Raw genomic sequence first — 11,976 nt, 5'->3', positions numbered from 1 at the left:
TCTGTATTAACTAACGAAAGAAGCACCTATGAAACGGATTTCAACTTTGCTCTTGGGGCTGGGGCTTGCTGTCTCTGCCTACGCCGTCGAACCGTCACCTGCACCATCCCCGAAAGGGCAGGAGGTGATTGGCGCTATCAAAGGATGGACTGAAAACAGTCGCCCAGATTTGAAGCTGTCTCTTCCTGTCACAAAATTTGTTCTGGATAATGGATTGACCGTACTTCTGTTGGAAGATCATGCGGTGCCGATGATCAGTTATCATACCTGGTATCGCGTGGGTTCCCGGGATGAGTCCCCGGGTGTGACGGGGGCCGCTCATATGCTGGAGCATATGATGTTTAAGGGTGCTAAGAAATACGACGGCAAATCCTTCGATCGCATCTTCCACGAAAATGGCATCACCAATAATGCCTTCACAACGAATGATTACACAGGCTTCTATGAAAACCTGCCCAGCTCGAAGCTGGAACTGGTCATGGACATGGAGGTGGATCGCATGAGTTCACTTCTGATCAGTCCTGGGGATCTGAAAAGTGAAAAAGAAGTTGTCAAGGAAGAGCGTCGCTGGCGCGTGGATAACAATCCGATGGGATTGTTGCGTGAGCTGATGATGGGAACCTTGTTCAAAGTTCACCCGTACAAATGGCCTGTCATTGGGTATATGAAAGATATTGAAGCTTATGATTCTGACAAGCTTCGCTATTTCTATAATACCTTCTATGTGCCGAACAATGCCGTTCTGGTTGTTGTCGGGGACTTCAAGACATCAACAGTGAAAAGCCTGATTGAAAAGTATTACGGAAAACTGCCGTCCCGTCCTTTGCCGGAAAGAAAGTATGCGACAGAGCCTCTGCAGAAAGCGCAGCAGAATGCGACCTTGCGCAAAGATGTTCAGAATACCTCGTTCGTAGTGGCTTATCAGAGCCCGAAACAAGGCGACCCTGACATGTACGCTCTGGATCTGGCGGCCAATATTCTGGGTAACGGCAGCTCCAGCCGTTTGCACAAGCGCCTGGTGTATCAAAAACAGGTAGCAACATCCGCTTATGCCTACAACTACTCCATGAAAGATCATGGGATGTTCGCAGTGGGAGTGAACATGAAGCCGGGGCTGGGGTCTGCTGAGGCTTTGGAGACTGTTTACAACGAGATCTGGAAGTTGCGTAATCAAAAGGTGACGCCTCAGGAACTTGAAAAAGCCAAAACTCAGGTCATGAAGGATCTGGTGGACAGTCTGAAAACGATGGATGGCAAGGCTCGCGCATTGGCAGTGAATGAAATCGTGAATGGCACCTATGAAAGCCTTTTCACCGACCTTGAAAAGTATCAGGCGGTCACAGCGGATGATATCAAACGTGTGGCCGACAAATTCACGCAGCAGACTCAGCGATCCATTATCACTCTTGAACCCAAAGTGCAAAAGGAACAATAGCCATGAGAATATTTACCGCAGCTTTGACACTTCCTCTTGTATGTTCTGCGCTGGTGGCTTGTTCCAGCTCGACCAAAAAAACAGTGAAGCCTCCGACAGAGGGGTATGTCACAAAGGGCAATGGGTCCTTCACTTTGCAGCCGTATAAAGAAGTCACTTTGGAAAATGGTTTGAAAGTTTATTTCATTCATGATGCCAGTCTCCCGCGGGTCAGTCTGACATTGATGATCAAGACTGGCAGCATGCAGGAGGGCTCCAAGGCTGGCCTGAACGCCTTGACGTCCTATCTTCTGGAACAGGGCACTCAATCACGGGACGCTTTGAAACTGGCGGATGAGTTTGGGCAATTGGGTTCCAGCGTGGATATCAGCCCCAGTGCAGACGCCACAACGGTGTATGCTGATGCTTTGACAACCGGAGCCCAGACGTTACTGGATCTTTTCGCGGATGTGACAATGAACCCGGCCTTTAAAGATGCGGAAATCGCCCGCATTCGTTCCCAGATGCTGGCGGGTTTGCAAAAGAAGATCGACAATCCGTCCTCTTTTGCTGACGAAAAAATGGATCAGTTTATCTTTGGCAATCATCCTTATGGACGTGACACCAATGGCACTCCGGAGGGGTTGAAGTCCATCGGCAAGCAGGATGTGATCAAGCACTATCTGACATTCTTCCGTCCGAACAACTCGTTGCTGGCGGTGGTGGGAAGCTACGATGCAGCCTATGAAAACCGCGTAAAAGAGGTCTTTGGAAAATGGACAAAGCGCACCACTCCAGAGGTTCAGGTCGAGGCTCCCCCAGTCAGTGAGAGCCTTCAGGTGAAGCTGATAGTGAAAAAGGGGCTGCAGCAGACTCAAATTCGCATCGGACAGGTGGGAATCGATCGCGCGAATCCTGATTACTTGCGCCTGCGTCTGGCAAATGAAACCGTGGGTGGCAGTTTTGCCAGTCGTCTGAACCAGAAAGTACGTGATGATCTGGGACTGACATATTCCATCTATTCGTACTTCGATGTTCGTAAAGAACGTGGAAGCTATGACATCGTGACCTTTACGAAGAACGAAACTGCTGGAAAGACCTTGGAGGAGGCCTTGAAGGTACTGACAGATTTTGTCAATAACGGGGCGACCGAAGCTGAGGTCAGTGCGGGACGCAACCAGTTGATTGGTCAGTTCCCGAGAGCTATTGAGACTGCAGATCGCCTGGCTTACAATCTTCTGGCTTTGGAGTTTTATGGTATCCCGGTCAATTATCTGACGGATTTCAACAAGAATGTCGGAGCCATCAAGCCGAAAGAAGCCAATGCGGCCTTCAGGAAAGTCGTAAACCCGGCTAAGTTCAAGGTTCTGGTTTACGGGGATGAAAAGATCATTCCTCAGTTTGAAAAGTACAAGCCGGTCATTGAGCGCCTGAAGTAAAAGATCACATTAAGACAAATAAAAACCCCACAACTTTGCAGGTTGTGGGGTTTTTGTTTTTAACTTTTGATCTGGATCTTATCTGCGTTTTTTGCGGGCCTTCAAGAAGATGAAGGCACCCAAAGCTGCTAACAGGATCGCTCCGGCCAGAAGCAGGGTCTTATTGTTGCCTTTGCCGCCTTCTTCTTCACCTTGCAGCATATCCGCAGGCATGGCGGAACTGATTGGGGCTCCCAACGTTTCCGAGCCAGGGCGGATGGGGCCCAGTTCCGGTTTAGCCAGAAGGTTCTTAGAGGCGATCACGCGTAAGCTCATCACCGCCTTGAAGAAATCCTGGCTGTATTTGGTGTAGTACTGCTTGTGGGCGCTGAAGGTGATCAGGATGGCAATTTTGTCTTTAATAGTCGCCAAATAGCGAGTGAAATAGTTGGGAACTTCAGAGCCCAGGTGCAGTGAATCCACCCATGTCTGGTCGTTGATCTGCACACTTTTGGATTTATAGACGATTTTGGATTCGGCAGAGCCGCCACCCTTCAAGGCCACAGAAATAGGTGTGTTCAGGTGCGATTCATAAAGAGCAAAGGTGTCCGTCGGACCGACTTCTTTGGCGGTCAGAATGATGATGGCTTCTTTGGCTTCCTTGGTTTGTTCACTTCGGCAGACCCATTCGGTTTGCTCCAGATTGCACTTCCAGGACTCTGGCATTTCAAATGCGATGTAAGCGTTACGAAAGACTTTTGCATGGGCGCTAAAACTGAGTAGAATAACGGCGAGTGATGCTAACAAACGATACTTCATGCAGACCTCGGCTGTGCTGTACTGGTTTACAATCCGGCGGTGCCGGATGGGTTTACACTTCGGCTTCACCGAAGTAGGCTGCAGTAAGTATAATAACAATTTCCTCTGGGATCAAAGAGCAAAAAAGGGAGATTTCCTGTGAAGAACCTTTATCAGCTGACCACATTCGTGACCGTCATCAGCGAGGGCAGCATGACTGCGGCAGCGGACAAGCTCTATCTGACCCAGCCCGCAGTCTCTCAGCAGATTCGTAATCTGGAGGAAGATCTAGGGGTTGAGCTGCTGGTCAGGGGGGTGCGTTCCATTAAGGCCACTCCTCAAGGGGAGGTTCTTTACGAGTATGCCAAAAAAATTATACATCTGACCCAGCAGGCGGAAATAGCCATCAAATCCATCGGGAATCAGATGAAGGGGCAGTTGCGAATTGGGACACTGAACTCCTTGGGATTGCACGTGATGAGTCCCATTGTGGGGCGTCTGATGCGGCATAATCCGGAACTGACCCTGAAGATCGAGTACGATCGTGGTGACGAGCTGATCAAGGGCTATAAAAAAGGTCACTACGATGTGCTGATTCTACCTGACACCAAGACAGAGTTCGACTCTGAACTTGACGGCAGCGAACAGCGCTTTTTGCTGAAAGAGGAAATGTGGCTGGTAGGCTCCAGCAAAGACGAAAAGATGCCTCAGCAGATTATGGTGAAGGATATGGGAGCCTTCCCTTTGGTGGACTTCACCGAAGAGTTCCCGGCTTTTTACAGTGAACTTCACGGCAAGATTCAGTCACAAGGAGCGAAGGTCAGCGCAATTTTTGAGTCTTCCAATGTGGGGACTTTAAAACGTGTGATCGAAGCCGGGTTGGGTTGGGGATTCCTGCCCGCGCACTCGATTAAAAAGCAAGTGCGTTCAGGTCGTTTGAATCGGGTGTACGTAAAAGACATGCACTACGAAATTGATCTGATGTTCTATTATAAAAAGAATTCAGAAAGCAAGGCCTTGGTCGAGGTCTTCTATCAAACTCTGGCCCAACAGGAAAAAGGTTAGACTTTTGTAGTGTTCTGTCCGAGCAGGGGTGACACAGTCTCGAGAGGAGAATTTAAGTCAAAGACTCTGTTGAAGATGTCATTGCCTGTTCCCAGTGTTTTCTTCTCAGTTCTTGAGCTTTATGTCTAGCTCTTTCTCTGCGCTTCAATAGTTCATACCGTCCTTGATGATGAACTGAATTTGGAGCAAAGCCTCCGTTCCCTTGGTTTGGTCGGTTGAAGTTATAATCGTTAATGGCTTTGCCGATAAGATCTCTTGCTTCCGTTTCATCAGCATACTGCTCTTGAAGATTTATTTCTTCGCGCTTCAATGTTCCAATCACTCTTTCAGTTCTGGCGTTGCCAGTGGGTCTACCGATGCCGCTTAGCCACAACTTCAATCCTTGGACCTCGATGTTAGTTTTTGTATAGGCTGCAATATTGGCACTGCCATGGTCTGCGACAACAAAGGGCTTGAGGTGACCACTCGGAAGTAAGTCAATTTTCTCGATGGCAACGGCTTCGGTGACGACAGTAACAACTTGGATCTGGGTGATCTGATGGTAAAGACCCCAAGATAAAATCTTTCTTGAATACCAGTCTAGAAGAACCAGACAAAACATAAATTTCCCCTTCACAGTTACCCAGGTCCAATCCATACCCCACAGTAAATTCTTCTGCCAGGGCTCGTGCAAAAGCATATCTGCTGGTGGTACTACTGGCCTTGGCTTTTCTGGTACAAAGGGGTGATTTAACCCGTGTGACTTCATGATCTCCGCTACTTTGGTTTTTCCGACGAAAGCCTTCGCGGTTTTTTCAAGATAATAAGCGATTCGTCGGCAATGCCAATCGGGGCGCCTCTTCGCGAGAGCAATCACTCGCTTTTCTTCAAGAGGTGTGATCTTATTTTTGCCACCGCCCCCGCCATGATTTTCTTTGGCGGGATCTTGTTTCCAACGGTAATAGGCTCTTGGATTTAGTTGCAGGTATTTGCAAACAGCAAGGAGCGACTCGCTCTTGCGAGCCTTATCGATAAACTCCACCAGAGCCTCGCGGTGCGCCTTGGTCAGGTGGCGATTGTAAAGGGGGCCCTCTAGTCCTAATAGCCGCTTTTTTTTAAGGCCTGCAACTCTATGGCTGTCTCTAGAAGGGCTTCCTTGAGGCGTTCGGTTTCGGCTTGAAGCTTTTCCACTACTGGATCTGCTTTTTGTTTTGGACCGCGCTTTAGGTCTTTGAGACCCGCAATACCGGCCTGTAGAAACTTTTGCTTCCATCGAGACATCTGCGCCGGTGCTATATTTTCTCGCCGACACACGACGCCTTGTCCGACTCGTTCTGCTTCCAAAACCAGTTCCGCCATTTTTTCTGGCGATCTTCTTGCGCGCTTTTTCTTTTCTTTGATCTGACTCATTGTGACTCCCTTTTATCATGGTTTGCTCTCCTTTGAGAACAGGGGTCACCTTCCAGATTTCAGCTATTTACGCTGAAATCGACACATTTTTTTGACTTAAATTGCCCTTTTGACTGTGTCGAACGAGCTCGGACAGCACAGTAGTATTCATTTATGAACAAGTTTTTCCGAAAGAATTATTCAGATTCTATTTCGGGAGAAGTCTTAAATGAAGAAACAGTATTCTATTCAGGTCAAGTTGGCAGTCCCTATTATTTTGATTGCATTGCTTGTATTGGGAACGATGACCTTTTTGATGGCACGCAACGGCCACGAAACAGCCAAAAAGGGAGCGACCGATAAAACCGTCGCCACGGCAAGAGCCTACGCGGCAGAAATGCGTCTGGAAGTTGAGCGCGGGTTGGATATCGCCCGAAGCATGGCGCATGTTTTGGAATCATTTAAGAAGCGCAACACCACGGGCCGTTCTCAAGTGGCCGAGGCTTTGCGTGAGATTCTGGAAAAGAACAAGTTTCTGATTGGTGCCTGGACAGGTTGGGAGCCCAATGCCTGGGATGGCAAGGACGCTGACTATGTTTCAGTTCAGGGGCACGATACGACAGGTCGTTTTGTTCCATATTTGAACTGGGAAGGTGGCAAGTCTTCTTTGACTCCATTGATCGGTTACAGCAAGCCGGGTGAAGGGGACTACTATCTGGTGCCTCAAGCCCGTGGTAAAGAAACCATGATCGAGCCTTATCTCTATCCGATTGACGGTGTACAGGTGTTGATGACCTCGGCGGTTGTACCTATCTTTATTGATGGCAAGTTCGTTGGAAACTCCGGTGTGGATCTGCCTTTGAAAGAGATCCAAGCCAAAGCCAACGGTGTAAAGCCATTTGAAACTTCCGAAGCTTATTTGGTCACTGCAAACGGGAACTATGTTTCACATCCCGATGAAAAGATGATCACCAAACCAGCTGAATATCCGTTTGAAGCTGAAAAATTCAAAGCGGCGATCAGCAAGGGTGAAGAGCTGACGATCACGGGTGTGGATCCGAAGGATCAAAAGGAATACCTGTATGTGGTCTCTCCGATGAATTTGGGTCACACACAAGAGCCATGGGCTTTGATCGTCAGAACTCCAACCAGCACGGTATTGGCTGAAGCTAACACGATGGTTTGGACTCAGATTATTATCGCCCTTTCCGGCATCTTCGTGTTGCTTGTGGCGGTGATGGCAATTGCCCGAATGATTTCCAAATCAGTCAGTGGCCTGGCCAACAAGCTGCAAAGTTCTGGTGACCTAGTGTCTTCTGCAATTCACCAGTTGTCCATTGCGGGGCAGTCCCTGTCTGAATCCTCCAGTTCTTCTGCGGCCTCTTTGGAAGAAACTGTGGCGGCTTTGGAAGAAATGACTTCCATGGTAAAAATGAATTCTGACAACGCGAAACAGGCGGCGGCTTTGTCGGCGCAGTCCTCTGAAACAGCCGTTCAGGGTGAAAGAGAGATGGGCGAGTTGTTGGCTTCCATGAATGAGATTTCCTCTTCATCCAAACAGATCGAAGAGATCATCAACGTGATTGATGATATTGCCTTCCAGACAAATCTTCTGGCCTTGAATGCATCCGTGGAAGCGGCTCGTGCCGGGGAACACGGTAAAGGCTTTGCGGTTGTGGCCGAAGCCGTGCGCACATTGGCTCAGCGTTCTGCCAGTGCAGCCAAAGACATCACAGGTCTGATCAAAGAATCTGTTGAGAAAATTGATCGTGGAACGCACAAGGCAGACAAATCCGGCGAAATGCTGAAAAACATTGTGACTTCGGTTAAGAAAGTGGCGGATCTCAACAACGAAATTTCCATGGCCAGCGAAGAGCAGTCCACGGGTATTCAACAGATCTCCAAGGCAATGAATCAGCTGGATCAGTCAGTTCAGTCTAATGCCGCGTCTTCTGAGGAAATCGCCGGTACAGCGCAAGAGATCAACTCGCAGGCGGCGATCATGAAGAATGTGGTGGATGAACTGAACACAGTTGTTTATGGGGACGGCAAGCAGCCGGCTCCAGCGACAACTTTGACGGCGAAGGCCCCACCAGAGCATCCGGAAATGGACGAAGAGGGCTGGAAAGCGGCCTAAGTCAGCGCCTCCACCGGGAGGTTGTATTTTCATGACTCGCAGAATTAAGCATGACCAAGGTCATGCTTAATTTTTTTGTGAAGGGGATAGAGTGCAATCAACCCTAAGCAAGGGTCCCTGTCGATGGACGACAGAGTTCAAGGAGTCACTATGAAAATCGTTTCTTTGATTATGGCAGCGTTGGTCAGTTTAGGTTCAGTGGCTTTGGCATCCCAAGAACAAGGTGTGGCCAAAGATGTCCAAATTGGTATCAGTGGAGTTTATGTTCCGGGCGGTTTTGATTCTGCCTCTGACGTTTATGTTGTTGTGAACGGGATCTTCCAGAATGGTTGTTACAAGTGGAAGAATGCTGAGATCGAGCACAAGGATACTTATTATCACAATATCAAGTCCATCGCGACCGTCAGCCCCGGCATGTGTCTGATGGTACTTATTCCCTTCCAGAAAGAAGTTCGTCTGGGCCGCTTTGCACCGGGAAAACACACTTTGCACTTTGAAAATGGGGATGGCACTTATATCGAAAAATCTGTGATGATCGAGTAAGAAATTGCACCCAAAAGAGGGCTTCAACGAGCCCTCTTTGTTTTTGAAGGGATGCTGTCATGAATAAGATCCTGCCTCTGTTTTTTCTCTTGTTCGCTTCCTGCACGAAATCATCTTTTCACGTGTATGACTGGAAAGCCGGAGACGAGAGCCCCATCACCCAAGAACTTGCGGTCTATGACTTCGCCGCCGCCCCTAAAAATCTGTCCCAGGGCGAGTGGGTTCGACTTCAGCCTCAGACCTATCGCGGTTTTGTGGTTGAATCCTCTTATCGAAAAGAAATTCATTCTGACAAGGGCGCGCTCAAGCAGGTAAGAGCTGGCGTGGTGAAACCCGAAATTGCCTTGGCCCATCTGGATACGAACGCGGTCAACCAGGATGCGCAGAGGATTCGTCAAAAGCTGCAATCGGCCTTTCCTGTTTTCCGCAAAAGACCTCCACAAAGTGTGACTCCGGTGATCACTCAGCGCGAGGGCTTTTACGAGATCGTCTGGCAGGTTGATTATGCCGATGAAAAAGGTCGTATGTGGACTCTGAAGCTGAATAAGAATCTGGAGGTTCGCTCTCTTCGCCCCGCAGGTTCGCAGTTTATCGATACCAGTGCCTGGGTGTTTCCTCGCGGGCCTTTGTGGGGTGGTGTTCAGGAGGTTCCCTTGAAGGGGCTCTATTTGGAGCCAGCGTTGGCCAATCATTGGGTTTATGTCAGTTCCCAGGCTGAAAATAAAATTAGTAAAATTGCGGGGCCTTTGAAGTTTTCAATGGAGGATCATCGCTTTGATCAGACGCAGGCATTTGTCTACTTAAACGAATCCTTTAGTTGGTTCCAAAGTCGTCTGGGCTTCACTTTGCCTTTTCAAGTGCAGGCGGAAGTGTTTGTCGGTTATCCCGAAAAGACCAATTCAGCTTTTTATTATCAGGGAAAAATCCGTTTGGGGCAGGGGGATGATGAGTACTATCAACATATTCCCCGGGATCCGTCCATTGTCATTCATGAAAGTGCTCATGCGGTGATTGATGTGCTGGCCAAGCTTCCTTTTGAAGGAGAGGGCGGATCTTTGAATGAGGGCTTTGCCGACTATTTCACGGCCATGCAGTTGGGCAGTCCGCGGATGGGAGAAGTCTCTTATAAGAAAGCACCTTTTCGCAGAACTGTTTTGAACAGCCTGTCTTTGGGGGATCGCAACGGGGGGCTGTATCATGATTCTGGAATTGTCAGCGGAACCTTGTGGGAGTTGTCTGAACAGTTGGGTGCAAGCAAGGGCCTGGAAATCGCCATGAGCGTTCTGAATCGACTGGTTCCAGGCAGCGATTTTGCCGACTTTGGAAAAACTTTGAAGGATGTGTGTCTGGAAAAATTGTCAGCTCAGGATGCCGGAGCGGCCTTGGCGATACTTTCCAAGCGGGGGTTGTTATGAGTTTGCTGGGGATCTGGATTTTTGTGGGTCTGTGGTATCAGGATCGCGAGCTGCCACCGCCGAACCCGGCACTGCACATCGTTTATCAGTTTGGCTCTGAAAGCGAAAACATCCTGCGCTATTGGCGAGACGGAGAACATGGCTTCTGTGAAAGACGGGCTCGTTACAGCTGGCGGGGCGAAGAACTCTATCAAAAGGTTGTCGAAGTTCATCCTGACAATGCGTCCTGGTGTTCCCAGGATCCTGACATGCGCATGGGCTTTGAGAGCTGGACGACTCTTCGTCTGAAAGACCAGCGTCTTTATTTGAAAGTTCTTATGGGCGAAGAGGATCTGGAGTTTATCTGGGAAAAACAGACCGATTGAGCTCTTTACTTAAAACGTTGGGCGCAAGCTTGTTTCAAAAGATACGCCTCGCGCCAGGTGTCGGCGCTTCGCAGGGCTCCCTTTAAGTACCAGTAGATGCGCACTTGTTCCATGTACTTTAGATCGCAGAATCCGGTGTCCACGTAACAGCTGACGTGGCTGTCCATGGCCATGGTGTGCAGGTCTTTGCAGCTTGTGCCTTCGGCCACTTCCTGAATACGTTCCTGCAGGCAATATCGAACATCCTGAAGCCAGATCTGTGACCGTGGTGAAAACCGGGTCTCATCTTTCAAGAATTTTTGACAATAGGGATATCCGAAATTTTGCCAATAACCTCTTTTGCCGCAGGCTTGTTCGCGCTCTTTACAGGCGTAGAAGTCGCAGGATTGGTCGCTGGGAAGGCAGGATGAGGCCGTCGCTGCAAAAGACGCCAAAACAGTAATAAAAGCGAGAAATAAACGAGACATAGAAAACGAAGCTAAAAGCAGAAGGGGCCGGTGTCCAGCCCCTTCCTGCCCACGGGCAAAACTTGCAGGGATGTCTAAATCAGTGACGCTCGCTTGGATCATTCGGCTTAGGCACTTTGCTGCAGATATAGCCGCAATGCTCAAAGCAGTGAGACGATTTGCTCCAGCAGTATTTCTTGGCAACCAAGTATCCCTTTGGGCACGAGGGACGTTCGAAGTCGGCCGTCCAGATAGGCTCCACAGCCGCCATCTCCGGGATATCCTGCGCTGAGCTATAGGTTTCTATCGCGCCTGCCGTGCCGGCAAATGCAAACGAAGTAAGAATCAGTAAAAACATTTTTTTCATGGGTGTCTCCTTGGTGATTTTGTGAAAGAGTATCGGGGGTTGCAGATTCCGATCCATCGCTTTTGTGGTTGGGTGCGGGATTACAAGCAAAGCGTTGCAGGGGCATTACACCATTCCAGAAATAGTGGGTAATTTTTCAAACGCGAACGCAATCTGACAAACAGGAGATTTTATGAAGAAGATTTTTTTATTCTTAGTGAGCGTCTTGGGTTCGGCGCAAGTTTTTGCAGCAGCTGATTCAGTCGCAGTCTTTCATCGCGCGGAAAAAGTGGGTGTTCTGTTGAATGAACGAGCCGCAGTGGGGCGTATTCAGCAATTCATGGACGCCGTCGGGGCCGACAGTCGTTTCCGTTGGTTGTCGGTGGATGAAAGTGTGAAAATTGAATGTGCCCGTGAAGATGTCAGAGCGACTTGCACCATTCGCTTCCTGCCGTCTGAAAGTGTGGCGATCCAGGGGCGCAGTGTGAAGGCATTTGTGGCAACTCAAGACTTCCCCCAGTCTTTTGAAATGACCTTCGAAAGCTCCATGGAGGATCGCTTTATCCTGCAGATGGGACAGCAAGGGCTGTGGCTCTGGGCAGGGAAACGCGGCGAAGCTCCTTAAGGCGCGCGCGGCTTAGGTCTGAATATAAAGAAGGCC

At 49.1% G+C, this 11,976-nt stretch carries 13 protein-coding genes; 8 read left to right on the top strand and 5 right to left on the bottom strand.

Annotation, left to right across the window (positions count from 1 at the left end; all coding sequences use genetic code 11):
* Nucleotides 1-28 precede the first annotated feature (28 nt).
* The gene (locus ACZ5ZV_RS14675) at nucleotides 29-1,435 is read left to right on the top strand and encodes a M16 family metallopeptidase (RefSeq protein WP_464117941.1); all 1,407 of its coding nucleotides are present in this window, start codon (nucleotides 29-31) and stop codon (nucleotides 1,433-1,435) included.
* 2 nt (nucleotides 1,436-1,437) lie between these two features.
* Nucleotides 1,438-2,853, top strand: a complete 1,416-nt coding sequence (locus tag ACZ5ZV_RS14670) for a M16 family metallopeptidase (protein ID WP_464117940.1) — start codon at nucleotides 1,438-1,440, stop codon at nucleotides 2,851-2,853.
* 78 nt (nucleotides 2,854-2,931) lie between these two features.
* On the opposite strand, the gene ACZ5ZV_RS14665 is transcribed toward ACZ5ZV_RS14670, so the two are convergent.
* A complete protein-coding gene (locus ACZ5ZV_RS14665) occupies nucleotides 2,932-3,651 on the bottom strand; it encodes a hypothetical protein (protein WP_464117939.1) in 720 nt (239 codons plus the stop codon).
* Between the two features lie 138 nt (nucleotides 3,652-3,789).
* Between ACZ5ZV_RS14665 and ACZ5ZV_RS14660 the strand changes: the two genes are divergently transcribed.
* On the top strand, nucleotides 3,790-4,695 hold the full coding sequence (locus ACZ5ZV_RS14660) for a LysR family transcriptional regulator (protein ID WP_464117938.1): 906 nt from the start codon (nucleotides 3,790-3,792) through the stop codon (nucleotides 4,693-4,695).
* A gap of 52 nt (nucleotides 4,696-4,747) precedes the next feature.
* Here the strand turns inward: ACZ5ZV_RS14660 and ACZ5ZV_RS14655 are convergent, their stop codons facing one another.
* Together ACZ5ZV_RS14655 and ACZ5ZV_RS14650 are read right to left on the bottom strand one after the other, a co-directional pair.
* The gene (locus tag ACZ5ZV_RS14655) at nucleotides 4,748-5,716 is read right to left on the bottom strand and encodes a transposase (RefSeq protein WP_464117937.1); all 969 of its coding nucleotides are present in this window, start codon (nucleotides 5,714-5,716) and stop codon (nucleotides 4,748-4,750) included.
* Between the two features lie 56 nt (nucleotides 5,717-5,772).
* A complete protein-coding gene (locus ACZ5ZV_RS14650) occupies nucleotides 5,773-6,084 on the bottom strand; it encodes a helix-turn-helix domain-containing protein (RefSeq protein WP_464117936.1) in 312 nt (103 codons plus the stop codon).
* A gap of 208 nt (nucleotides 6,085-6,292) precedes the next feature.
* Between ACZ5ZV_RS14650 and ACZ5ZV_RS14645 the strand changes: the two genes are divergently transcribed.
* From ACZ5ZV_RS14645 to ACZ5ZV_RS14630, 4 genes are all read left to right on the top strand, one after another.
* Entirely contained in the window at nucleotides 6,293-8,200 is a 1,908-nt protein-coding gene (locus tag ACZ5ZV_RS14645; protein WP_464117935.1) for a methyl-accepting chemotaxis protein, read from the top strand.
* 150 nt (nucleotides 8,201-8,350) lie between these two features.
* On the top strand, nucleotides 8,351-8,743 hold the full coding sequence (locus ACZ5ZV_RS14640) for a hypothetical protein (RefSeq protein ID WP_464117934.1): 393 nt from the start codon (nucleotides 8,351-8,353) through the stop codon (nucleotides 8,741-8,743).
* A 59-nt stretch (nucleotides 8,744-8,802) separates the two neighbouring features.
* Nucleotides 8,803-10,158 (top strand): gluzincin family metallopeptidase, encoded by a 1,356-nt coding sequence (locus ACZ5ZV_RS14635; protein ID WP_464117933.1) that lies wholly within the window; start codon nucleotides 8,803-8,805, stop codon nucleotides 10,156-10,158.
* Complete coding sequence (locus ACZ5ZV_RS14630; RefSeq protein ID WP_464117932.1) at nucleotides 10,155-10,523, top strand: hypothetical protein; 369 nt, start codon at nucleotides 10,155-10,157, stop codon at nucleotides 10,521-10,523. Before ACZ5ZV_RS14635 ends, ACZ5ZV_RS14630 begins: the two co-directional genes overlap by 4 nt.
* Before the next feature lie 5 nt (nucleotides 10,524-10,528).
* Here the strand turns inward: ACZ5ZV_RS14630 and ACZ5ZV_RS14625 are convergent, their stop codons facing one another.
* Both ACZ5ZV_RS14625 and ACZ5ZV_RS14620 read right to left on the bottom strand, forming a co-directional pair.
* Nucleotides 10,529-10,990 carry a hypothetical protein gene (locus ACZ5ZV_RS14625; RefSeq protein WP_464117931.1) on the bottom strand — a complete coding sequence of 154 codons (462 nt, stop codon included), beginning with the start codon at nucleotides 10,988-10,990 and terminating at the stop codon, nucleotides 10,529-10,531.
* Between the two features lie 79 nt (nucleotides 10,991-11,069).
* A complete protein-coding gene (locus ACZ5ZV_RS14620; RefSeq protein WP_464117930.1) occupies nucleotides 11,070-11,336 on the bottom strand; it encodes a hypothetical protein in 267 nt (88 codons plus the stop codon).
* Nucleotides 11,337-11,508: 172 nt separating this feature from the next.
* Here ACZ5ZV_RS14620 and ACZ5ZV_RS14615 point away from each other — a divergent pair, with 172 nt between their 5' ends.
* A complete protein-coding gene (locus ACZ5ZV_RS14615; RefSeq protein WP_464117929.1) occupies nucleotides 11,509-11,940 on the top strand; it encodes a hypothetical protein in 432 nt (143 codons plus the stop codon).
* Nucleotides 11,941-11,976: the final 36 nt, after the last annotated feature.

The sequence above is a fragment of the Bdellovibrio sp. HAGR004 genome (assembly GCF_055397015.1).
This window is presented reverse-complemented; position numbering and strand designations above follow the sequence as displayed.